At 65.7% G+C, this 22,315-nt stretch carries 29 protein-coding genes; 20 read left to right on the forward strand and 9 right to left on the reverse strand.

Annotated elements, in window-relative coordinates:
• The first annotated feature begins 152 nt into the window (after positions 1–152).
• The 8 genes from ACQY4V_RS14365 to ACQY4V_RS14400 are packed head-to-tail and all read left to right on the forward strand — an operon-like array spanning position 153 to position 4,972.
• Positions 153–812 carry a lysophospholipid acyltransferase family protein gene (locus ACQY4V_RS14365; RefSeq protein WP_428512770.1) on the forward strand — a complete coding sequence of 220 codons (660 nt, stop codon included), beginning with the start codon at positions 153–155 and terminating at the stop codon, positions 810–812.
• Entirely contained in the window at positions 809–1,759 is a 951-nt protein-coding gene (locus tag ACQY4V_RS14370) for a phosphatidate cytidylyltransferase (RefSeq protein WP_428512772.1), read from the forward strand. The genes ACQY4V_RS14365 and ACQY4V_RS14370 overlap by 4 nt, the downstream gene beginning before the upstream one ends.
• Complete coding sequence (locus tag ACQY4V_RS14375; RefSeq protein WP_428512774.1) at positions 1,756–2,124, forward strand: hypothetical protein; 369 nt, start codon at positions 1,756–1,758, stop codon at positions 2,122–2,124. Before ACQY4V_RS14370 ends, ACQY4V_RS14375 begins: the two co-directional genes overlap by 4 nt.
• A complete protein-coding gene (locus tag ACQY4V_RS14380; protein ID WP_428512776.1) occupies positions 2,121–2,777 on the forward strand; it encodes a CDP-alcohol phosphatidyltransferase family protein in 657 nt (218 codons plus the stop codon). Before ACQY4V_RS14375 ends, ACQY4V_RS14380 begins: the two co-directional genes overlap by 4 nt.
• 60 nt (positions 2,778–2,837) lie before the next feature.
• Positions 2,838–3,290, forward strand: coding sequence for a DUF3429 domain-containing protein (locus ACQY4V_RS14385; protein ID WP_428512778.1), 453 nt, complete (start codon positions 2,838–2,840; stop codon positions 3,288–3,290).
• Complete coding sequence (locus tag ACQY4V_RS14390) at positions 3,287–3,892, forward strand: class I SAM-dependent methyltransferase (protein WP_428512780.1); 606 nt, start codon at positions 3,287–3,289, stop codon at positions 3,890–3,892. Before ACQY4V_RS14385 ends, ACQY4V_RS14390 begins: the two co-directional genes overlap by 4 nt.
• Positions 3,885–4,352: a ribonuclease HI gene (gene rnhA / locus ACQY4V_RS14395; protein ID WP_428512782.1), complete on the forward strand. Its 468-nt coding sequence runs from the start codon at positions 3,885–3,887 to the stop codon at positions 4,350–4,352. The genes ACQY4V_RS14390 and rnhA overlap by 8 nt, the downstream gene beginning before the upstream one ends.
• Positions 4,349–4,972 (forward strand): trimeric intracellular cation channel family protein, encoded by a 624-nt coding sequence (locus ACQY4V_RS14400; protein WP_428512784.1) that lies wholly within the window; start codon positions 4,349–4,351, stop codon positions 4,970–4,972. Before rnhA ends, ACQY4V_RS14400 begins: the two co-directional genes overlap by 4 nt.
• 1 nt (position 4,973) lies before the next feature.
• Here the strand turns inward: ACQY4V_RS14400 and ACQY4V_RS14405 are convergent, their stop codons facing one another.
• From ACQY4V_RS14405 to def (ACQY4V_RS14425), 5 genes are all read right to left on the reverse strand, one after another.
• Complete coding sequence (locus ACQY4V_RS14405; protein ID WP_428512786.1) at positions 4,974–5,213, reverse strand: GlsB/YeaQ/YmgE family stress response membrane protein; 240 nt, start codon at positions 5,211–5,213, stop codon at positions 4,974–4,976.
• A gap of 15 nt (positions 5,214–5,228) precedes the next feature.
• Positions 5,229–5,471 carry a hypothetical protein gene (locus ACQY4V_RS14410; protein WP_428512788.1) on the reverse strand — a complete coding sequence of 81 codons (243 nt, stop codon included), beginning with the start codon at positions 5,469–5,471 and terminating at the stop codon, positions 5,229–5,231.
• A gap of 156 nt (positions 5,472–5,627) precedes the next feature.
• Entirely contained in the window at positions 5,628–6,533 is a 906-nt protein-coding gene (fmt, locus tag ACQY4V_RS14415; RefSeq protein ID WP_428512790.1) for a methionyl-tRNA formyltransferase, read from the reverse strand.
• 17 nt (positions 6,534–6,550) lie between these two features.
• Positions 6,551–7,045, reverse strand: a complete 495-nt coding sequence (gene def / locus ACQY4V_RS14420; RefSeq protein WP_428512792.1) for a peptide deformylase — start codon at positions 7,043–7,045, stop codon at positions 6,551–6,553.
• A 4-nt stretch (positions 7,046–7,049) separates the two neighbouring features.
• A complete protein-coding gene (gene def, locus ACQY4V_RS14425; protein WP_428512794.1) occupies positions 7,050–7,574 on the reverse strand; it encodes a peptide deformylase in 525 nt (174 codons plus the stop codon).
• 97 nt (positions 7,575–7,671) lie between these two features.
• Between def (ACQY4V_RS14425) and ACQY4V_RS14430 the strand changes: the two genes are divergently transcribed.
• A complete protein-coding gene (locus ACQY4V_RS14430; protein ID WP_428512796.1) occupies positions 7,672–8,859 on the forward strand; it encodes a MalY/PatB family protein in 1,188 nt (395 codons plus the stop codon).
• 103 nt (positions 8,860–8,962) lie between these two features.
• Here ACQY4V_RS14430 and ACQY4V_RS14435 read toward each other — a convergent pair whose 3' ends face one another.
• On the reverse strand, positions 8,963–9,313 hold the full coding sequence (locus ACQY4V_RS14435) for a hypothetical protein (RefSeq protein WP_428512798.1): 351 nt from the start codon (positions 9,311–9,313) through the stop codon (positions 8,963–8,965).
• A 101-nt stretch (positions 9,314–9,414) separates the two neighbouring features.
• On the reverse strand, positions 9,415–9,945 hold the full coding sequence (locus ACQY4V_RS14440) for a DUF6882 domain-containing protein (RefSeq protein ID WP_428512800.1): 531 nt from the start codon (positions 9,943–9,945) through the stop codon (positions 9,415–9,417).
• Positions 9,946–10,241: 296 nt separating this feature from the next.
• Between ACQY4V_RS14440 and ACQY4V_RS14445 the strand changes: the two genes are divergently transcribed.
• From ACQY4V_RS14445 to ACQY4V_RS14470, 6 genes are all read left to right on the forward strand, one after another.
• Positions 10,242–11,222 carry a glutathione S-transferase family protein gene (locus ACQY4V_RS14445; RefSeq protein ID WP_428512802.1) on the forward strand — a complete coding sequence of 327 codons (981 nt, stop codon included), beginning with the start codon at positions 10,242–10,244 and terminating at the stop codon, positions 11,220–11,222.
• A gap of 153 nt (positions 11,223–11,375) precedes the next feature.
• Positions 11,376–11,666 (forward strand): 50S ribosomal protein L28, encoded by a 291-nt coding sequence (rpmB, locus tag ACQY4V_RS14450; protein ID WP_057791083.1) that lies wholly within the window; start codon positions 11,376–11,378, stop codon positions 11,664–11,666.
• A 383-nt stretch (positions 11,667–12,049) separates the two neighbouring features.
• Positions 12,050–12,256 carry a cold-shock protein gene (locus ACQY4V_RS14455; protein ID WP_428512804.1) on the forward strand — a complete coding sequence of 69 codons (207 nt, stop codon included), beginning with the start codon at positions 12,050–12,052 and terminating at the stop codon, positions 12,254–12,256.
• Entirely contained in the window at positions 12,253–12,489 is a 237-nt protein-coding gene (locus ACQY4V_RS14460; protein ID WP_428512806.1) for a hypothetical protein, read from the forward strand. Before ACQY4V_RS14455 ends, ACQY4V_RS14460 begins: the two co-directional genes overlap by 4 nt.
• A gap of 227 nt (positions 12,490–12,716) precedes the next feature.
• Positions 12,717–12,962 carry a hypothetical protein gene (locus ACQY4V_RS14465; RefSeq protein ID WP_057791077.1) on the forward strand — a complete coding sequence of 82 codons (246 nt, stop codon included), beginning with the start codon at positions 12,717–12,719 and terminating at the stop codon, positions 12,960–12,962.
• A 383-nt stretch (positions 12,963–13,345) separates the two neighbouring features.
• Entirely contained in the window at positions 13,346–13,987 is a 642-nt protein-coding gene (locus ACQY4V_RS14470) for a hypothetical protein (RefSeq protein WP_428512808.1), read from the forward strand.
• Between the two features lie 28 nt (positions 13,988–14,015).
• Here the strand turns inward: ACQY4V_RS14470 and rpe are convergent, their stop codons facing one another.
• Complete coding sequence (gene rpe, locus ACQY4V_RS14475; protein WP_428512810.1) at positions 14,016–14,699, reverse strand: ribulose-phosphate 3-epimerase; 684 nt, start codon at positions 14,697–14,699, stop codon at positions 14,016–14,018.
• Positions 14,700–14,836: 137 nt separating this feature from the next.
• Between rpe and ACQY4V_RS14480 the strand changes: the two genes are divergently transcribed.
• The 5 genes from ACQY4V_RS14480 to cueR all read left to right on the forward strand — a co-directional run bounded on the left by ACQY4V_RS14480 (position 14,837) and on the right by cueR (position 20,934).
• Entirely contained in the window at positions 14,837–16,474 is a 1,638-nt protein-coding gene (locus ACQY4V_RS14480) for a long-chain fatty acid--CoA ligase (RefSeq protein ID WP_428512812.1), read from the forward strand.
• Positions 16,471–17,490, forward strand: a complete 1,020-nt coding sequence (locus ACQY4V_RS14485) for a phosphotransferase family protein (protein WP_428512814.1) — start codon at positions 16,471–16,473, stop codon at positions 17,488–17,490. The genes ACQY4V_RS14480 and ACQY4V_RS14485 overlap by 4 nt, the downstream gene beginning before the upstream one ends.
• Positions 17,487–17,900, forward strand: a complete 414-nt coding sequence (locus ACQY4V_RS14490) for a PaaI family thioesterase (RefSeq protein WP_428512816.1) — start codon at positions 17,487–17,489, stop codon at positions 17,898–17,900. The genes ACQY4V_RS14485 and ACQY4V_RS14490 overlap by 4 nt, the downstream gene beginning before the upstream one ends.
• A gap of 203 nt (positions 17,901–18,103) precedes the next feature.
• Positions 18,104–20,551, forward strand: coding sequence for a heavy metal translocating P-type ATPase (locus tag ACQY4V_RS14495; RefSeq protein ID WP_428512818.1), 2,448 nt, complete (start codon positions 18,104–18,106; stop codon positions 20,549–20,551).
• Complete coding sequence (cueR, locus tag ACQY4V_RS14500) at positions 20,548–20,934, forward strand: Cu(I)-responsive transcriptional regulator (protein ID WP_428512820.1); 387 nt, start codon at positions 20,548–20,550, stop codon at positions 20,932–20,934. Before ACQY4V_RS14495 ends, cueR begins: the two co-directional genes overlap by 4 nt.
• 59 nt (positions 20,935–20,993) lie before the next feature.
• On the opposite strand, the gene ACQY4V_RS14505 is transcribed toward cueR, so the two are convergent.
• Positions 20,994–22,310, reverse strand: a complete 1,317-nt coding sequence (locus tag ACQY4V_RS14505; RefSeq protein ID WP_428512822.1) for an NAD(P)/FAD-dependent oxidoreductase — start codon at positions 22,308–22,310, stop codon at positions 20,994–20,996.
• Positions 22,311–22,315: the final 5 nt, after the last annotated feature.

Raw genomic sequence — 22,315 nt, forward strand, 5'->3', positions numbered from 1 at the left:
GCCCGCGCCACACTGCCGGGATATGGCACGACGCGGCAACCCGCGCAGCCCGTCCCGGGCCTGACCCGGGACCTCTTCGCCGGGGTCAGGATTTCCTGTCTTCCCAATTCATCCTGTAACTGTAGGCTGCCCCGAAAGACGGGACCCATCACGTGACACGCAGCTTCCTTGCCTGGTTGACCGGCAGCGCCATCACCACCTTCGCGCGGCTTATCACGGCCGTTCGCGCCGTATGGGACGGCTCCGAGCCCGAACCCGTCCAGCGGGTCTATTTCGCAAACCACACATCCAACGGCGATTTCATACTGATCTGGACGGTCCTGCCCCCGAACCTGCGCCGCGGGACACGCCCGGTTGCCGGCGCGGATTACTGGCTCAAATCCCCGCTCAAGACCTTCATCGGCCGCGATGTCTTCAACGCGGTCCTGATCGACCGCGACACGGAGACCCGCACCGAGGACCCAATAAAGCTCATCCTCGACGGGCTCGATTCCGGCGCCTCGCTCATCATCTTTCCCGAGGGCACCCGGAACACCACGGACAAGCCTCTGCTGCCGTTCAAAAGCGGGCTCTACAACATCTCCGATGCCCGCCCCGAGGTGGACCTGGTGCCGGTCTGGATCGACAACCTCAACGACGTCATGCCCAAGGGCAAGCTGGTGCCGATCCCGCTGCTTTGCACCGTCACCTTCGGCGCGCCAATCCGCGTCGAACCCGGTGAAACCCGCAAGGATTTCCTCAAGCGGGCGGAAACCGCCCTGCTGGCGCTTGCCCCTGCCGACGACACATCGGCAGAGGAGGCGCCGGCATGACCGAAACCCACGCCGATTTCCTCACCCTGCTGGCCGGCATCATCGGCGTCCTCATCGTCGCCAGCGGCATTGGCTACGTGCTCAAGCAGCGCATCGCGCCGGATGGCTCCAACGCCACGATAGAGAACCTCAACGCCCGCATCCTCGCCTGGTGGGGCATGACGGCGTTCCTCGCCGTGGCCTTCCTCGCCGGGCGCGGCGGCGTGATCGCGCTTTTCGCCTTCACCTCCTTCGCCGCCCTGCGCGAGTTCGTCACCCTCACAACCCGCCGCGCCTCCGACCACTGGGCCATCGCAACCGCCTTTTTCGTGATCCTGCCCGCGCAATACCTGCTTATCTGGTATGAATGGTACGGCATGTGGTCGCTCTTGATCCCGGTCTACGCCTTCCTCATCCTGCCCATCATCGCGGTGCTGCAAGGCGACAGCCGCAACTTCCTCGTCCGCATCAGCCAGATGCAATGGGCGCTGATGATCTGCGTCTTCTGCGCCAGTCACGTGCCCGCGCTCCTCTTCCTCGACATCCCCGGCTTCGAGGCGCGCAACGTCCTGCTCATCGCCTTTCTCATCGTGGTGGTCCAGCTGTCGGACGTGCTGCAATACACCTGGGGCAAGCTCTTCGGCCGCCATCCCGTCGCGCCCTCGCTCTCGCCCTCCAAGACCTGGGAAGGACTGATCGGCGGCGTCGCCTCGGCCACGCTGATCGGCACCGCGCTTTTCTGGATCACGCCGTTCACGCCCTTGCAGGCCGCCGGCATGTCGCTCGTTATCACGCTCGCCGGGTTCTTCGGCGGGCTGGTCATGTCAGCCATCAAGCGCGACCGGGGCGTCAAGGACTGGGGCCACATGATCGCCGGTCACGGCGGCTTCATCGACCGGCTCGATTCCGTCGTCTTCTCGGCCCCGCTCTTCTTTCACCTGACCCGGTACTACTGGTCGCTGACATGAGCCTGCTGCGCTCGAACCTGGCGCACATGGCGGGCGGCTTCGTGCTGATGGGCGGCTGGGCGGTCTTTGCCAACGCGGCGCACCCGATGCCCGCACCCCTGGTTTCCGGCATCGTGCAGGGCGTTCTCTCGGCCACGATCACGCTTGCCCTGAAAGCGATGATCGAACACTTGCTGCCGCGCATCTCGGGCCTGCCCGGCCTGATCCTGCCGCCGCTTGCCTGCGCGGCCATATCGGTCACGCTGCTGTCGCTCGTGCACCGCGCCGTCGGCACGCCGGAAATCGCGGCGACGCTCGCCCTGCCCGTGACCGTCGCCACCAGCTACGCCGCGCTTTACAACTACCGCCTGAGGCACGCCCCATGACCGACACCCGCCGCCCCCTGAGCAGCCGCGACACCGGCTGGGCGCGCCGCACCGCCCGCTGGCTCAGCCGCACGTCGCTCACACCCAACCGCATCAGCCAGGGGTCGATCCTCTTCGCGGCCCTGGCCTGCCTCGCCTTCTGGGCCTCCGCCCACACCGGCACGACCGCAGCGATCATCCTGCTGCTTCTCGCCGCGCTCGGCTGTCAACTGCGCCTGCTCTGCAACCTCTTCGACGGGATGGTCGCCGTCGAAGGCGGCAAGTCCGAACCCGACGGCCCCTTCTGGAACGAGGCACCGGACCGCGCCGCCGACCTGCTGATCCTGACCGGCGCGGGGCTGGCCACCGGGCAACTCGCACTCGGCCTGCTGGGCGGCGCGTTGGCCATCGCCACCGCCTATATCCGCGAACTCGGCCGGGCCGAGGGGCTGGGCTCGGATTTCTCTGGCCCCTTCGCCAAGCCTCAACGCATGGCCGCGATCACCGCCGGCGCGGTCCTGTCGGCGATCGAACTGGGGCTGTTCGACACGCGCCACGCCTTGCTTTTCGCGCTGATCGTGACCGCGCTTGGCACCGGATTCACGGCTCTCTCCCGCTCCACCCGCATGATCCGGGCGCTCAAACGCCCCACGCGCGACATGTCTGACACTTGATCCCGCCGGGGCGGCCTTCTAAACCAACTCCGACGCTTGCAGCCAAGGACCGCCCGCCCCGTGAACGAGATCCCCCGCACTCCGCTGATCCTGGCATTGGCCGGCCTCCTGCCGTTCCTGTGGAGCGCCCTGACCGTGCTCTGGCCCGATCTGGCGATCTGGACCCAGCGCGTGGTCGGTCCCCGCTTCGTCGGGCCTTACGTCGGGCTCTTCTACGGTGCGGTGATCCTCAGCTTCATGTCCGGCGTGCTCTGGGGCTTTGCCACACGCATGACCGGCCCCTCGGCCACCACCGGCTACGTGCTTTCGGTCATTCCCGCGCTCTGGGTGTTCTTCACCCAAGGCGGCGGCGCCTACAAGGCCGGGATCATGCTGATCGTCGGCTTCGCCGGCATCCTCGCGCTTGACTGGATGTTCTGGCGCGACGGGGTGGCACCGCACTGGTGGATGCGCCTGCGCCTGATCATCACCGCTGTGGTCGTGCTCTGCCTCGTGATCGGCCTCACGCAATGAGCCACGACGACCAGACCATCCGGGTCTACGGGTCCGAAGCCGCGCGCTATGCCGACGTGACGAAGGACGCGGGCAAGGACCCGGTGCTGCGCCTCTTTCTCGACCATCTCGCCCCCGGCAGCAGCGTCCTCGACCTCGGCTGCGGCCCCGGCATCGCCTCGGCCATCATGGCCGCCGAAGGTCACGCGGTCACGGCCACCGACGCCACGCCGGAAATGGTCGCCCTCGCAGAGGCGCAACCCGGCGTGACAGCCCGGCTCGCGAAATTCGACGACATCGACGAAGTCGCGGCCTATGACGCGATCTGGGCGAATTTCTCGCTCCTGCACGCGCCCCGCGCCAACCTGCCCCGCCATCTGGCCGCCCTCGTGACCGCGCTGAAACCCGGTGGGCTGCTGCACATCGGCATGAAAACCGGCACCGGCGAACACCGTGACACGCTCGGACGGCTCTATACCTATGTCACAAAGACCGAGCTTTCCGACCTTCTGATCGCGGCTGACCTGCACCCGTTCGAGACGCGCACCGGCGCCGACAAAGGCCTTGACGGCAGTCTGGCGGAATGGGTCACGATCCTTGCAAGAAAGCCGGACGATGACTGAGCTTTTCGCCTATACAGACGGCGCCTGTTCCGGCAATCCCGGTCCCGGTGGCTGGGGTGCGCTGTTGCAAGCCAAGGACGGCGACAACATCGTCAAGGAACGCGAGCTCAGCGGCGGCGAGGCCGAGACCACCAACAACCGGATGGAATTGCTGGCGGCCATCACCGCGCTGGAGACTCTGTCGAGGCCCACGCGCATCACCATCGTCACCGACAGCGCCTATGTGAAAAACGGTGTCACCGGCTGGATCCACGGCTGGAAGCGCAACGGCTGGAAAACCTCGAACAAGAAGCCGGTCAAGAATGTCGATCTCTGGCAACGTCTTGATGCCGCGGCCCAGCGGCACGACGTCACCTGGGAATGGGTCAAGGGCCATGCCGGCCACCCGGAAAACGAACGCGCCGACGAACTCGCCCGTGCGGGCATGGCACCCTTCAAGCCCGGCAAAGCCAAGTCATGACGGACCTGTTCCTGCTGGACCACGCCTCGGTCCTGATCTTCGCGCTGACCGGCGCGCTGGTCGCGTCACGCGCGCAGCTCGACGTCGTGGGCTTCGCCTTCATCGCATGTCTCACGGCGGTGGGCGGCGGCACGGTGCGCGACGTGCTTCTTGACCGCAACCCGGTCTTCTGGATTGCCAACCCCAGCTTCATCGCCACCGCCTGCGCCGCCGCGATCCTGATCTTCTTCACTGCGCATCTGTTCGAGAGCCGGTACCGCCTCCTGCTCTGGCTCGACAGCCTTGCGCTGGCGGTGGCCGTTCCCGCCGGCGTTGCGACCGCGCTGGCGATGTCACAGCCGCTGCCGATCGTGGTGATCATGGGGATGGTCACGGGCTGTCTTGGCGGGCTGATGCGCGACGTAGTGTGCAACGAGGTGCCGCTGGTGCTGAAACAGGGCGAGCTTTACGTCACCGCCGCCTTCGCCGGATCGCTGGCCGCCGTGGCAACTCTGATGGTCACAGACCGAGAGCTTTTCATCCTCGCCGCCTGCGCCGGGGTGACGTGGGCGCTTCGCGCAGGCTCGCTGGCCTTCGGCTGGCGCCTGCCGGTCTACCGCTCGCGCCCACCGCGGGCCTAAGCTATTTGCGCGCCTTATACGCCTGATAGCCCCAGATCAGCACCAGCGCGCCCAGAACCGCGCCGATGATCCCGCCCAGCAGGCCAAGGAAGGCCAAGATGCCTTGAAGAATCAGCCCGCCCAACAGCGCCCCGGCGATACCGATGCCGATGGTCACCAGCGGGTCGGCATCGATGCGCATGATCCGTGTCGCAAGATACCCCGCTACGGCCCCGATGATGATGAGATAGATCAGCCCCATGGCAGTTCTCCGTTGTCAGCGACCCCGGCGCCAATGCGTCGGAATGATGATCAGCGCCCCGATGGACGAGATGATCGCGTCCACCCCCGGCGCACCAAAGCGAAAGCCGAACATGACCCGCACGAAATAGAACAGAAAGGCCCCGCCGACGCAGATGATGATTGATTGCAGGATGCCGTTGCGGGTAAAGCCGGATTTCTCGCTGATATATCCGACGATCCCGGCAATCACGACGGTTCCGAACAGTTGCAGATACATGAGACCTCGTTGCTCTGGTTGGCGCGATGCTGGCCTGTTTCCGGACCGGACGCAAGCGCGGGTCACCAGGCCTCGGACTGCGCGCGCAGTCCGACCGGGGCGAGGGGCCAGCCCCTCGCGCTCCCCGGGGTATTTTTAGCCAGAGGAAAAGGCGGATCAGAGGCGCGTTCCCTTGGGCAGCGCCATGCCGCGCAGGAAGTCCTCCGTCCCCTGCGGCCCACGTCCGGCCTTTTGCAGGCGCAGGACTTTCACCGCGCCGCTGCCGCACGCGATGGTCAGCGCGTCGTCGAGCACCTCGCCGGGCGTCCCGTTGCCCGCGCCAATTTGCGAGGCAAGGAACTTGATCCGCGTGCCCTCGTGGTCGATCCACGCACCGGGAAAGGGTGAAAGGCCACGGATCTGCCGGTCGACCGCCTCGGCGGGGCGCGTCCAGTCGATCCGCGCCTCGGCCTTGTCGATCTTGTCGGCATAGGTGACGCCGATCTCCGGCTGCGGCTCGGGCGTCAAATCCTTCAGTCGCCCGAGCGCCGACGTGATCGTCTCGGCCCCCATGCGGGACAAACGATCATGCAGCGTCCCCGTGGTTTCCTCCGCGCCGATCTGCGTCTCGCGGCGCAGCAGCACCGGGCCCGTATCCAGCCCCGCCTCCATCTGCATGATGCAGACCCCGGTCCTGTCGTCCCCCGCCATGATCGCGCGGTGGATCGGCGCCGCCCCGCGCCAGCGCGGCAGCAGGCTGGCGTGGATATTGAGGCAGCCATGCCGCGGCGCATCGAGGATGGCTTGCGGCAGGATCAATCCATAGGCCACGACCACGGCCACGTCCGCATCGAGGCCGGCGAAGGCCTCTTGCTCATCTTCGCCTTTCAGGCTGACCGGGTGGCGCACCGTCAGCCCCAGCTCCTCGGCCCGCGCCTGCACCGGGCTGGGGCGATCTTTCTTGCCCCGCCCCGCGGGCCTCGGCGGCTGGCAGTAAACCGCGGCAATCTCGTGTCCCGCCTCGACCAGCGCCTCGAGCACCGGCACGGAAAAGTCGGGCGTTCCCATGAAAACGAGGCGCATGGTTTTCTCCTGACCTGTCAGCGTTGCTTGGCCGCGCGGCGCAACAGCATGTCGCGCTTCACCTTGCTCAACCGGTCGAAATACATCCTGCCGTTCAGATGATCGACCTGGTGCTGCACGCTGGTGGCCCAAAGCCCGACGAAATCCCGCTCCTCGACCTCGCCTTCGGTGTTCAGGAACCGCACCGTCACGGCACGCGGACGGCTGATCCTGGCATGCACGCCGGGCAGGTTGGGGCTGGCCTCATCATGCTCGCGCATCTGGGCACTTGCATGCAGGATCTCGGGGTTCGCCATGCGCACCGCCTGTCCGCGCGCATCGCTGGCATCGACCACCGCCAGCCGCCTCATCACGCCGATCTGCACGGCGGCCAGGCCCACGCCCGGCATCGCATCCATGGTGTCGATCATGTCGTCCCAGATCGCGCGCTCGGCATCGGTGACCGCCTCGACGGGGTCCGCGGGCGTGCGCAACCGCTTGTCCGGCCAGGGCACGAAAGGGCGTACGGCCACCGGCCTAGTCCCGCGCCATTTCACGCTTCAGCTTCTGCATCTTGCGCGTGATCAACTGCCGTTTCATCGGGCCAAGGTAATCTATGAAAAGCTTGCCGTTCAAATGGTCGATCTCGTGCTGCACGCAGGTCGCCCAAAGCCCGTCGAACGTGTCGGATCGTTCGTTCCCGTCACGGTCGATCCACCTGACATCCACGACCTTGGGGCGCGTCACCTCGGCAAACTGGTCGGGGATCGACAGGCAGCCTTCCTCGTAGACGTTCTTTTCATCCGAGCCGGCCACCACCTCGGGGTTGAACATCACCAGCGGGCGCGGCGGCTCCCCGGCCTCGTCGTCCTTCGAGCAATCCAGCACGATCAGCCGGTCCATCACCCCGATCTGCGGCGCGGCGAGGCCGATGCCCGGCGCGTCATACATCGTCTCCAGCATGTCGTCCGCCAACGCGCGCAACTCATCGCTCAGGTCTGGCACGGGCGCACACACCTTTTTCAAGCGGGGGTCGGGATGGATCAGGATCGGTCGCAGCATGGGCGTCCATTTAGGCGATCGTCCCGCGCGGTGCAACGCCCTTGCACCTACGCGACATTCCGCTAGCTTCCGCCGCAAGGCACAACCGGAGGACCCGATGACAATCCATGCAGATTTCGACAGGCTGATCGACCGCCGCGGCACGAATTGCGCGAAATGGGATGCGATGCCGAAGGTCTACGGCGTGCCTGTCGAAGACGGCATACCGATGTGGGTCGCCGACATGGACTTTAGCGCTGCAGAGGTGCTGCAGGACGCAGTGCGGGGCCTGCTTGAAAAGGCGAATTACGGCTACTTCACCGGCGAGAGTGAAATGAAAGACGCTGTCGCGTGGTGGATGAAGAGCCGGCATGGCTGGTCGCCAGACCCGTCGCACATGTTCTCGACCGCCGGGCTGGGCAATGCCATCGCGATCTGCCTGCAGACCTACACCGATCCTGGCGACGAAGTGATCATCTTCACGCCGGTCTACCACGAATTCACGAACAAGATCGTCAATGCCGGTCGCGTGGTGAAGGAAAGCCCGCTCGTGCCCGGCGAGGACGGCATGTACCGCATGGACCTTCAGTCGCTCGAAAGCGCCCTTTCGGGGCGCGAGAAGATGCTGCTGTTCTGTTCGCCGCACAACCCAGCCGGCCGGGTCTGGACGGTCGAAGAGCAAAAGGAACTGGCCGCCTTCTGCGAGCGGCATGACCTTGTTCTCGTGGCGGACGAGATTCACCACGACCTCGTCCTGCCGGGCCATACCCATGTGCCCATGCCCGTGGCGGCGCCGGATATCGCCGAACGGCTGATCATGCTGACCTCGTCGTCCAAGACCTTCAACACGGCCGGCTCGCGGCTGGGCACCGTCACCATCCCCGGCACCATGCTGCGCGCGCGGTTTTCCGATGCGCTGACGGCGCTCAACCTTTCGCCCAACCTGCTGGGCTGCGTGCTGACACGCGCGGCCTATACGCCGCAGGGCGCCGAATGGGTCGACCAGCTGGTGGGTTACCTCGATGGGAACCGCGCGGCGTTCCTTGACGCGATGGGCCAGATCCCGGGCGTCCGGGCGATGCCGATGCAGGCCACCTACCTGGCCTGGGTCGATTTTTCCAATACCGGGATGGAAATGAAAGAGGTACTGCGCCGCGTGAACGAAGACGCCCGTATCGCACCGTCGGTAGGCGCGGAATTCGGCAAGGGCGGCGAAACCTGCCTGCGTTTCAACATCGCCACGCCCCGGGCCCGGGTGGAAGAGGCCGCCACCCGCCTTCAGGCCGCGTTCTCCGACCTTCAGTAGTACTTCGCCCTTGGGTATCGGATTGCGCAAGCGCAATCCGACCGGTGCGAGGGGCCAGCCCCTCGTGTTCCCCGGAGTATTTCCGAAACGATGAAAGCTGCAGTCAGGCGTCGCCGATCAGCGCCACCGGCGCGTCATCGGGACGTTCGAAATCCACGGGCTGTTCGCCCGAGGCCTCGTTGACAACCTTCAGCTCAAATCGGATCTCTTGACCGTCATCCTCGGAGGCCACGATCAGACATCGCTTGAGGTGACGCGCACCGTCATAGAGGTCCACCAACCCCCGCAGATGCGGCGCGGCCCCGGCTGGCAGGGCAAACCCGTTATCCCAGGCGCGCAGGACCGCGTGCGATTGCGGTCCGGCCTCGACCCGCAGCCGATTGCTCTTTTGCCAGCCGCGCATCCGCGCCTCTTCGAGACCCGCAAGAACTTCCGGGGAAAGAAAAGTTGTCATGGCCAGCACCTTTGCAGAGAATCGTCCCGCCAGAATGTAAGGCTAAACCATGACAGTCACGTAAAATTTTCGCCGCATTGCCGCAATGCACTTGCGGCGCGTCACCCGCCCAGAAGCCCCCTGAGCTGATCGCCGAGATAGTAGCAGACCGCCACCTGCCCCCCGGCGCCGTGCGGGCCCATGAACACGCCATCGGCATCCGAAATATAGGCACAGATCGCCTGGAACTCCGCCAGCCGCGCGGCATCTATGGCACCCCCACGGCTCAGCAGTTCCTCGATCTCCTGGCGCTCTCCGAATTGCTGTACGGCCCAGGCGGCCTGCTGCATCTCTACCGGCACGTCGGGATGCCCCCAGGCCCACATCCAGCTGCCATCGTCGGAATAGGTGCCGATGACCTGCGCCTCTGCCGCGATCTCCGGCCCCTCGGCGGGCACGAACACGATCCGGCCCTTCTTCAGGTTCAGCCGGAACTCCGAAACGTCCTGCACCTGCGATGAAACCGCGCTGCCGGCGGTCCGGGTCTTCAGGTGGAACGCCGCGTTGACCGCAAGCTGCCGGTACGTCTCGGGCAATTGGGTCGCCCCGGCATCCGCCTGCCGTCCGGCGAACTCCAGCAGGATCTCGTTCATCTTTCGCTCCTTTTCAGCATGGCAGGCCACGCGCAAGCGCGCCAGGGCGCAAACAGCGACACCCCCAATCGTTTTCATGTCCCGGTCCACGTTCCACGACACGCCCGGCTTCGGCAACCGCCATTCGACCACGAGCGTCACCAGCAGCACGGGTCCGTGTCAACAGACGCCATCAAGGCGAGGGCGCGCGCGCAATCGTCGCCCTGTGTGCCGCTGCACAGTCTCTGCGCGGGGATCTGCCCTGCCCGAAACCATTGGCGCGGTTAAGTGTTGGGGGACAGGAAAAGGAGGCTCCGATGGGCGAGTTGATCGACGGCACATGGCATACCGGCTGGTACGACACGAAAAAGCATGGCGGCAAATTCAAGCGGGAGACGTCGAAATTCCGCAACTGGATCACCACCGACGGCAGTGCCGGGCCAAGCGGCGAGGGCGGATTCAAGGCTGAAGCTGGGCGATACCACCTCTATGTCTCGCTTGCCTGTCCCTGGGCGCACCGCGCGCTCGTCTTCCGTCGCCTGAAGGGTCTCACCGACCTGATCGACGTGTCGGTCGTGCATCCCGACATGCTCTCCGATGGCTGGACGTTCGACACCGATTTCCCGGGGGCCACGGGCGACAAGCTCTTCGGCCTGCCATTCGCGCGCGATCTCTACATTCGCGCCGATCCCGACACGACCGGCCACGTGACCGTGCCGATCCTGTGGGACATGCAGCGCGAGACGATCGTCTCGAACGAAAGCGCCGAGATCATCCGCATGTTCAATTCGGCCTTCAACGACATCACCGGCAATGACGACGACTATTACCCAAAGGAATTGCGGGACGAGATCGAGGATATCAACGAGCGCGTCTACCACACCGTCAACAACGGCGTCTACAAGGCGGGCTTCGCGACGACCCAGGACGCCTACGAAGACGCGGTCATTCCGCTGTTCGAGACGCTGGACTGGCTGGAGGGCCTCCTGTCAGAGCGTAGGTACCTTGCCGGTGCGCAGCTGACCGAGGCCGACTGGCGTCTGTTCACCACGCTGATCCGCTTCGACAAGGTCTATCACGGGCACTTCAAGTGCAACCGCGCCCGGATCGTCGATTATCCCAACCTGTGGGGCTACCTGCGGGAGCTTTATCAGTGGCCAGAGGTTGCGCAGACCGTGAACTTCGATCACATCACGCGCCACTATCATTACAGCCATGATATGATTAACCCGCACCGCATCATCCCCATCGGTCCCGACCTTGACCTCACGGCACCGCACGGGCGCGATAAGGGCTGACGCCGTACTGTCAAAAACCCGGCCCGAATCCCTTGACGGGCGATGGCTTTGGCCGTAAAGACGCGCAACGGAATTCAGGGCGCTGCCTATGGCGGTGCCCGTTTGTATTGAGAGGGACCGCCCAAGCGGCCCGACAAAAACGAGGATGAACCCATGTCGCGCCGCTGCGAACTGACCGGAAAAGGCCCGATGGTTGGCAACAACTCCAGCCACGCCAACAACAAGACCAAGCGTCGCTACCTGCCCAACCTGAACGACGTGACCCTGCAATCCGAAACGCTGGGTCGCGGCATCAAGCTGCGCATCACCGCCGCTGCCCTGCGCAGCGTCGACCACCGCGGCGGGCTTGACCGTTTCCTGGCCAAGGCCAAAGACACCGAGCTTTCGGACCGCGTGCTGAAGGTCAAGAAAGAGATTGCAAAGGCCCAGGCCGCCAACGCCTGATCGCCCCTGCGTATCGCACAAGACGAAGGCCCTGCCGTTTGGCGGGGCTTTTTTGTTGGGCGGTTCTCCAAATCGCTAGCAAAGGACGGCCCCGCCCCCCTGCCGGACTTTCACGCGATCCGGGCATGTGTCATTCCAAACGCAAACCGTCTTGGCCAACCACCGATATCAATCAACCGAGTTCTGTCCGCGGCCGGGAAATAGAACACCCGTATATACCAATGCAGCTTGTATTGTGCCTGCCGAACGCCTATCTCTTAATTGCTTATGTTGTTCTCTCGAACCGCTGCTTCCGTTTACCCGGCTCTCAGTTGATCGATTCAGTCTGACTATGCCGGGCTGCCGCATCCTGTGGGCAGCACCAAAAACAGGAGTACACGGATATGGCCAATGGCACCGTGAAATGGTTCAACTCAACCAAAGGTTTCGGATTCATTCAGCCAGAGAGCGGCGGCAAGGATGTGTTCGTACACATCTCCGAGCTTGAGCGCGCTGGCATCAGCGGCCTCGACGACGGCCAGAAGGTCAAGTTCGAGACCGAGTCCGGTCGCGACGGGCGCGAGTCCGCAAGCGCGCTGGAACTCGCGTGAGCTTTTCGCTCGAGGACGTCTTCAAAGAGGTCCCACCGCAGACCGGCAATGGCGGGCGTCACCTGACGCCCTCCAGCGTCTTCAAGGACGCCCCGGCCGCGCCTGCCACAAAGCTGGACAAGACCACAGCGGCGGCCAGAGAGATCCTGGACGCCGAGGCCAATGAGCGGGTGCAAAAGAGCGCCAAGCTCAAGCTGGCCCGAGAAGCACGCGACGCAGGGCTCTCCCGGTAAAGGATCGCCCGCGGTCGCGCGTCGCCTGATCGTGCCAGCACCGCTTCCGGCAGACGCACGTCATGGCCGGGCGCGGTGAATAAACCGCAGCCGGAGCAAATCTCCGGGTCTGACACGGGCCGGCTGCGGGTTTGGACATGAACGACTCGACCGGGCCGAAAAATGCGGCCCAAGGCACGTGTCGTGCAGGGATCGTTGTCAGGAAATTCGAAAGACCGCGTCGTACAATGCGCCGCGAAGACCAAGTACGGCAGCCCTGGTTCCCACGCGAACCCGGGCCGCTGCAACGCATTCAAATGAAAGTAGAAAAAATGGGCTATTCGACACCGAAGAAACAACTGGACCTCAAGGAATTCCTGAGCGAGCCAGCCAAGAAATTGCCATTCCGCAAGTTCGGCATGCGCAGTGCGCCGACCAAGCCCGCAACTGGGTCCCAAAGCCGCGCGGCGCAGACCGAATCCACCGAAAGCTAAGCCCGGCACGTCTGCCGACATGCAGCTGCGACTGGCGCATTTCCAGGGGCATCAAGGAGTTCTGACAGTGGCGTTTCGCAATCGTGCACCGACCCATGGCGCCCGGCGCGACGGACGTCGTCCGCTGTCGTTTCGCGCCTTGGCGTCAATGCGGGCCGTACCGGCAAACTCATGACCCGGAAAAAAGCCACCGTTGATTTCGAGAGAAAGACACAAAGCCCACTGAACGACCGGTTGGGCAGCAGCCTCAAACTCGGTCGAAACAGGCGCAATGTTGTCAACTTGAAATGGGTTTTGCTTGTCGTTCTGGCGCTGTGGACAACCTGGATACTGGCCCGAGCCGTTTTCGCCTGATGAAACGAACCGCAACCATGGATATCTACATGTCGAAAAGCAAAGCCAAGAAGAAACCCAGCGCCGCTGGAACCGCGATCAAGGCAGTAGATGCCGCGACAATCGTCGAGGATGCGTTCGGCAATTACCTCATCCGCGCTGGCCGGTTGAACGGCGATTTCATCGCGCGTGCCTTTCCCGCCACCGGCTCCAAGAGCCAAGGGCTGATCGCCGAAGCGTCCGGCACGTCCGAGGCCGACGCAATCGAGACATTGAAGGAAAACCTGCGGGCCCGCAGCGCCAATCGCACCGAAGCGCGCCGCTGGGACGAACGGTCCGACACCGCGATCCCCAGCAAGGAAGAGTTCGTCGAGGCGCTCCGGCAGATGAAATTGACGGACGCCCAACTGGCAATGCTCAAGGCCCATGCCGTTGCCGGTGACGACGGAATGACCCTGGCCGCCTTGACCAGGGCGTCGGGATACAAGTCCGAGGACACGGCCATGAAAGCTCTGAAAAGAGCGGGCTCTCTTGTCGGCGATTTCCTCGGCTTGGATCCCCGGTCAGGCGCGGCAAACGATCCCAGGGATGCGCGCGAAGTTCTGGGCTACCAGATTGAAGGCGAGGCCGAAACCGCGTCGGTCTGGGTGATGCACGACGAGCTGCGCAACGCCGTCCGCTCAGCCATCTGAGAGCGCCCTGAACACGGGCGGCTTCGCTTCAGCCGCCCGCCGCCGCCCGGATCGCCGCCATGTTCTGCCCGTAGACCTCCGGCGCTTCCACCGATCCGCCCTTGAACACCGCCGATCCGGCCACCAGCACATCGGCCCCCGCCTCCACCACCAGCGGTGCGGTCTCGGGAGTCACGCCGCCGTCGATCTGGATATGCACCTCGCGATCCCCGATCATCCGGCGCAGCCGGCGCGTCTTCTCGACGCCCGACGTGATAAACTTCTGCCCGCCAAAGCCGGGGTTCACCGTCATCAGCACCACCATGTCCACCATGTCCAGCACGTACTCGATGGCCTCCAGCGGGGTGCCCGGATTGACGCAGACCCCCGCCTTGCATCCCGCCCCGCGAATGGCCTGCAAGGTGCGGTGAATATGCGGGCCGGCCTCGACATGGGCGCTGATCATGTCCGCGCCCGCCTCGGCATAGGCCTCGATATACGCATCCACCGGGGAAATCATCAGGTGCACGTCCATGAAGGTGGTCACATGCGGCCGGAACGCCTTCACCGCCGGGGGGCCGAAGGTCAGGTTCGGCACGAAATGCCCGTCCATCACGTCCACATGCACCCAGTCCGCACCCTGATCCTCAATGGCCCGGATCTCGGCCCCGAAATTGGCGAAATCGGCAGACAGGATGGATGGCGCGATCTTGACGGAACGGTCGAACGGCATGGCAGGCTCTCCTCGTGGTGTGCCCCGCTCTTGCGGCGTTTGGCGCGGCTCGTCAAGCCTAGCGCCGACCCGATTGAACCCCCGGCCCATTCGTGCCACCAATTGATCCCGCCATTCCGCTCAGGGGGACCCGCGCCATGCTCGGCCAGATGCAGCACCGCCCGCTCAGGATCATCGACATCCTGACCTACGCCGCCGAGGCCTTTCCCGAACAGGGGCTGGTCTCGGTCCGCGACGAGGGCGACATTCACCGCACCACCTACCCCGAAACGCTGGCCCGTGTCGGCCAGCTAGCCCACGCCCTCGACGCCCTCGGCCTGAAAACCGGCGACCGCATCGCCACGCTTGCGTGGAACGGCTACCGCCATTTCGAGCTGTACTACGCCATCGCCGGCATCGGCGGCGTCTGCCACACGATCAATCCCCGCCTGCCGCCCGAGCAGATGCAGTATATCCTCGACCATGCGCAGGACAGCGCGATCTGCGTCGATATCAGCCTCGTAACCCTTCTGGAGAACGTCACCCTGCCCAACGGCTGCCGCGTCATCGTCCTGACCGATGCAGACCACATGTCCGACGCCCCAGACGGCGCCCTGGCCTATGAGGACCTGCTGGCCGACCAGCCAACCACCTACGACTGGCCCAGCTTCCCCGAAGACACCGCCGCCGGCCTATGCTACACCTCCGGCACCACCGGCAACCCCAAGGGCGCGCTCTATTCGCACCGCTCCACCGTGCTGCACGCGCTTCTGGTCATCGCCGGGCACCCGCAAAGCCTGCGCCACGGCGCCCGCGTTCTGCCCGTGGTCCCGCTCTTTCACGTCAACGCCTGGGGCATGCCCTATACCGCACCGCTGGCAGGCATGACCATGGTCATGCCGGGGCGTCACCTCGACGGCGCCAGCCTCTATGACCTGATGAATGCCGAACAGGTTTTCTCGGCCTGGGGAGTACCCACCGTCTGGGCCGGCCTGCAACAGGAAATCGCCAAGCGCGGCACGCCACCCAACGGCTTCAAGGACCTCGTCGTCGGTGGCTCCGCCGCCCCCCGCTCGATGATCGCCGCCTTCGAGGAGATGGGCGTCAACGTCAACCAGGCCTGGGGCATGACCGAGATGAGCCCCATCGGCACCCGCGGCATCCTGCCTAGCCGCCTTGCCGACGCGCCCCTCGACGAACGCATCGACGCCAAGGTTGGCGCGGGCCGCCGCCTTTTCGGTGTCGAGTTCAAGCTCAAGGACGATGACGGCACCCTCGTGCCCCACGACGGCGAAACCCCCGGAGAGCTCTTCGTTCGCGGCAGCACCGTCATCTCCGGCTACTACCAGAACGACGACGCCACCGCCGCCGCAATGGACGCCGAAGGCTGGTTCGCCACCGGCGACGTCGCCACCGTCGACGAAAATGGCCGCCTCATCGTGCGCGACCGCGCCAAGGACCTGGTGAAATCAGGTGGCGAATGGATCAGTTCCATCGACCTCGAAAACGCCGCCATCTCGCATCCCCTGATCGACACCTGCGCCGTCATCGCTGTCCCCCACCCCAAGTGGGACGAGCGCCCGGTTCTGGTCGTGGTCCCGGCCGGTGACGAAAAGCCCACTCTCGCGGACATCCACGCCCATCTCGAACCTCATTTCGCCAAATGGCAGATGCCCGACGACATCCTCTTCACAGATGCCCTGCCACTGACGGCAACCGCCAAGGTCTCCAAGCTGACCCTGCGCGAGCAGTTCTCCGATTACGTCCACCCCGACCTACGCGAGGACGGCGCGTGAGCCTATCGCTGGACACTGCGGCGCTGGAGGCGTGGGCCAAGACCCACCTGCCCGCGCTCGAAGGCCCGATCACCGCCACCAAGTTCTCCGGCGGTCAATCCAACCCCACCTACCGTCTCGACACGCCCGCAGGCCGTTTCGTCCTGCGCCGCAAACCCCCCGGCGTGCTGCTCAAATCCGCCCATGCCGTCGACCGCGAATACCGCGTGCAAAAGGCACTGGCGGACACCGGCGTGCCGGTGCCGAAAATGCACGCGCTCTGCGAAGATGACAGCGTGATCGGCTCGGCCTTCTACGTCATGGACCATGTCGAAGGCCGCAATTTCGACCAGCCGTCCCTGCCCGAGGTCGCGCCCGAAGACCGTGGCCCCCTCATCGACGCCATGAACCGCACACTCGTGGCCATCCATTCCGTCGATCTCGACGCCACCGGCCTCGCCGATTACGGCCCCCCCGGCCACTATTGCAAACGCCAGACCGAACGCTGGACCAAGCAATACCGCGCCACCGCGACCGAGGACATGGCCGAGATGGATGCCCTCATCGACTGGCTTTTCGCCAACATGCCCCCCGATGACGGCCAGCGCACGCTCGTCCACGGCGACTACCGCCTCGACAACCTGCTCTTCGCGCCGGACGCACCGCGCGTCGCCGCCGTGCTCGACTGGGAGCTGTCAACCACCGGCCACCCCTATGCCGATCTCGCGGCAGTCATCATGCAATGGTCCATGCCCGCCACCACCGAAGGGCGCGGGCTCGACGGGATCGACCGCGCCGCCCACGGCCTCTGGTCCGACCAACAGTTCATCGACACCTATTGCGACCGCCGCGGCATTCCGGGTATCGAGGATTTCCACTTCTACCTCGCCTTCACCTATTTCCGCATGGCCGCCATCCTTCAGGGCGTCAAGAAACGCGCTCTCGACGGCAACGCCTCCGACCCCGACCGCGCCCTGAAACTGGGCGCCTACGTTCCCTTCTTCGCCCGCTCGGGCCTGAAAGCAGCAACAGGATGACACAGACCACAGATCCAACCGCTTTCGAGACGCCCTCTCCGCTGTCCCAGACCTTCGGCTTTCGGCTGACCGAGTGGGCCGAGGGGCACGCCCGCGTCGAGGCCCCGATCTCGCACAACATGACAAACCGCCAAGGCCTGCCCCATGGGGGCGTCTACGCCGCCCTTCTAGACACCGCGATGGGCTATTGCGGATGCTACACCGGCGACCCCGAAGTGAAGCAGAACGCTCTCACGCTGTCGATGACCGTGAATTACCTCGCCCGGGCCACCGGCACGCGGCTCATCTGCGAAGCGCATGTCACGGGCGGCGGCCGCTCCACCTTCTTCGCCAAAGGCGAGGTGCGCGACGACACAGGCACCCTCATCGCCGAGGCGACCGGCGTCTTCAAACTGCGCTCCCGGAAATAACCGCCAGCCCGCAGGATGAGGTTCAACCCCGCCGCGCCGCGCGCACAGACGTTTCACCAACGCGTAGGGTGGGGTTCCACCCCACCGCGCCACGCGCACAGACGCTCCGCCAGCCTGTAGGGTGGGTGAAAACCCACGCGACCCCCGTGTATTTCCCGAAACCCCCTTGACCTTCCAGTCACTGGAACCCTTATCTCTGCCGCATGACAACGCTGAACCTCGAACTTGACGGCATGTCCTGCGCCGGCTGCGCGGGCCGCGCCGAACGCGCCCTCGGCGCGCTGCCCGGCCTGGGCCGCGCATCCGTGAACTTCGCCACCGGCACCGCGCGGGTCGAGGTGAACGGCACGCCCCTGGACCGAATCACCGACGCGCTTACCGCTGCCGGCTACCCCGCCCGCACCGCGCAAACGACCCTCGCGATCGACGGGATGCACTGCGCCTCCTGCGTGGGTCGGGTCGAGGACAGCCTGACCGCCACGCCCGGTGTCCTGACCGCCACCGTCAACCTCGCCACCCGGACGGCACAGGTCACCTACCTTTCCGGCACCACCACCCCCGCCGACCTGGCCCGCGTCGTCACTCAGGCCGGCTATCCAATACGCCCCGCCGAAGAGGACACCCCCGATCCCGCCGCCTCGCGACGTGCCGAAGAGATCACCCATGCCCGCCGCATGACGCTGATCGCAGGTTCACTGACCCTACCCGTCTTCGTGACCGAAATGGGCGGCCATCTCATCCCCGCATTCCACCACTGGCTGCACGCCCTGATCGGCCAGACGACGCTCTGGACCCTGCAATTCATCCTCACCACGCTGGTCCTCGCCTTTCCCGGCCGGCAGTTCTTCACCCTAGGCCTGCCCGCGCTCCTGCGCGGCGCGCCCGACATGAACACCCTCGTCGCCCTCGGCACCCTGGCCGCCTGGGGGTACTCGACGGTGGCCCTTTTCGCCCCCGGCGTCCTGCCCCCCGGCACCGCCGCCGTCTATTTCGAGGCCGCAGCGGTCATCGTCACCCTCATTCTCCTGGGCCGCTGGATGGAGGCCCGCGCCCGCGGCCGGACCGGCGCCGCCATCCGCCGCCTGATCGGCCTACAACCCGACACCGCCCGCGTGATCCGCAAGGGTGCGGCAGAGGACATCCCTGTCGCGCAGGTGGGCGTCGGGGACACGCTCCAACTGCGCCCCGGCGAACGCATCCCCGTCGATGGCACCGTCACCGACGGCACGTCCCACGTGGACGAATCCATGATCTCGGGCGAGCCCCTGCCCGTCTCCAAATCCTCCGGCGATATCCTCATCGCCGGCACCATCAACGGCGACGGCGCACTCACCATGACCGCCACTGGCATCGGTCGCGACACGATGCTCGCCCGCATCGTCGCCATGGTGCAGGAGGCGCAGGGCGCCAAGCTGCCGATCCAGGCCCTCGCCGACAAGGTGGTGCGCGTCTTCGTGCCCGTGGTCATCACCCTCGCGGTGCTGACCGTCCTCGCATGGCTCGCCTTCGGCCCCAGCCCCGCCCTCGGCCTCGCCCTCGTGGCCGGTGTCTCGGTGCTGATCATCGCCTGCCCCTGCGCCATGGGGCTGGCCACGCCCACCTCGATCATGGTCGGCACCGGCCGCGCCGCCGAACTCGGCGTTCTTTTCCGCAAGGGCGACGCGCTCCAGTCGCTGGCCGAAGTCCGCGTGGTCGCCTTCGACAAGACCGGCACCCTCACCATGGGCCGCCCCACCCTCACCACGCTGCACCTGGCCCCCGGCGTCGACCGTGCGGACACTCTCGCCGCCATCGCCGCCGCCGAGGCGCGGTCCGAGCACCCCATCGCCCGCGCCATCGAGACCGCGGCGCTTGACGAAGGCCTCACCCTGCCCCGCGTCACCGAGTTCCGGGCCATTCCCGGCCACGGCCTTTCGGCAACCGTCAAAGGCCAGGACCTGCTGGCCGGAACCGCCCGGCTGATGCGTGACCATGCCATCGACATCGCCCCCTTCGCCGACACGCTGGCGCAACTGACCGCCAACGGGGAAACCCCGATCTTTGCCGCCATCGACGGACGTCTGGCGGCCCTTCTCGCCGTCTCCGACCCGATCAAGCCTGCGGCCCGCGACACCATCCGCGCCCTGCACGAAAGCGGCCTGCAAACCGCCCTCGTCACCGGCGACACCGCCGCAACGGCCCAGGCCGTCGCCGCCGCCCTCGGCATCGACCATGTCGAGGCCGAGGTTCTGCCCGGCGACAAGCGAGACACCATCGCCCGCCTGCAAGACACCCACGGCGCCACAGCCTTCGTCGGCGACGGCATCAACGACGCGCCCGCCCTCGCGCAGGCCGATATCGGCATCGCCATGGGCACCGGCACGGACGTGGCCATCGAAAGCGCCGACGTAGTGCTGGTCTCCGGTAATCCCACTGGCGTGCTGACCGCACTGCATGTCTCGCGCCGCACGCTGCGCAACATCCGCCAGAACCTCTTCTGGGCCTTCGCCTACAACGCGGCGCTCATCCCCGTCGCCGCCGGTGCGTTCTACCCGGTTACCGGCACGCTGCTGTCGCCCATGCTCGCCGCCGGCGCCATGGCGCTCAGCTCCGTCTTCGTGCTGACCAATGCGCTGCGCCTGCGTAGCCTGACTCCGGAGACCCCACAGTGAACATCTCGCAGATCGCCGACAAGACCGGCCTGCCCCCCAAGACCATCCGCTACTACGAGGAGATCGGCCTGATCACCCCCGACCGTGGCGCGAATGGCTACCGCGTCTTCACCGACAGCCACCTGCACAAGCTCGCCTTCCTGGGCCGCGCGCGCGCCCTGGGCTTTTCCATCGAGGATTGCCGAACTCTGCTCGCGCTCTACGAGGACGACACCCGCGCCAGCGCCGACGTCAAGGCCATCGCCCGCCAACACCTTGCACAGATCAACGACAAGATCGCCCAGCTGCAATCCATGGCCGACACGCTCGGTCACCTCATCGAGTGCTGCGCCGGCGACAATCGCCCCGACTGCCCGATCCTCAACGATCTCGCCCGCCACTAGGCGCCAGAATTTTCGTACGAAAATTCTCCCCCAGGATTATTCGTACGAATAATCTCAGGCTAGAGTTCCGCCCCCGCCTTCCACTCTCCCCACTTCATCGTCGCAGTCGCCCCGACATAGGTGAAGGGCAGCGGCGGCAGCCGCGACGGTGTTCCCTGCGCCATGACGTGGTCTACGATCTCGCTCTCGATCCCCGAAGCCAGCTCCGCCATCGCCATCCCGTGCAGCGTGCCCCGCGCCGTGCCCAGACCGTTCTGGCAACAGGCCGAGAACAGCCCCTCCTCGACCTCGCCCAGCGCCGGAGCGCCGTTCCAGCTCAGGCACAGCCGCCCGCCCCAGCGATATTCCATGTCGACGCCGGCAAGCTGTGGAAACCGCGCTGCGAACGCCTTGTCATGCGAGCGTCCCATCCTTGCGACGCGCGCTTGGGAAATACTCAGCGACGGATCATACGTGACCCGGTTTCTCATGATGATCCGCGTGCCCCCCGTCCCGCTGATCTTGCGCACCGTGCTGCCCATCGGGTCGGCGGGTGTCAGCCCCCAACGCTCCGCCCCGCCCAGCCGCGCGGCCTCGTCCTCGGTCAGGGGACGGGTCATCGACGCGTACAGAAACAGATGCAAAAGCCGTCCCTTGAACTGCCCGAAACTCTCTGCATGTCCGTTGACGGCCAAAATCACCTTCGGCGCCGTCACCCGGCCCTTCGGAGTCACGGCCACCCAATCGCCCGCGCGCCGCAATTCGGTCACCGGGCTGTCCTCGCAGATCCGCACCCGGTTGCTGGCCAGCCCCTTCGCCACGCCCCGCACGAACAGCGCCGGCTGAATCATCGCCGTCCCGGGCGTGTAAAGCCCGCTGCGGTAATAGTCCGATCCGGTCAGCTCCCGCATCGCACCGGCATCCAGCAATTCATGCGCCTCGCCCATCGCCTCCAGGTGCGCGGCATAATCGAGGTTGTGCCGATGCCCTTTCGCACTCGCCGCCGCGTTGGTCTTGCCCGACCGCACGAACGCCTCCCCGCCCAGCCCGAACGCCTCCGCCATCTTTCCGGCAAAGTCTATCGCGGCCCGGTTCATCCGCGTCTGCGCGATATCCTTGTCCAGCGCACCGCCGTAATCTTCTGACGACAAGTCATGCGGCAGGTCGATCATGAAGCCCGAGTTGCGCCCCGCCGGTCCCTCGCCGATCCGCCTGGCCTCCAGCAGCACGATCCGCGCGTCCGGGTGCAACTGGCTCAACCGCCGCACCGCCGCCAGCCCTGCAAATCCCCCGCCGATCACCAGCCAATCCGCCGTCACCGCCTCTTCCAGCGGCACCGCCGGGCGCGCCTCGGGCAGGATCGCGTTCCACCCGGTCACCCCGGGATCGCAAGGCATCCGGC

The organism is Roseovarius sp., assembly GCF_965277045.1.
Lineage (GTDB): Bacteria > Pseudomonadota > Alphaproteobacteria > Rhodobacterales > Rhodobacteraceae > Roseovarius.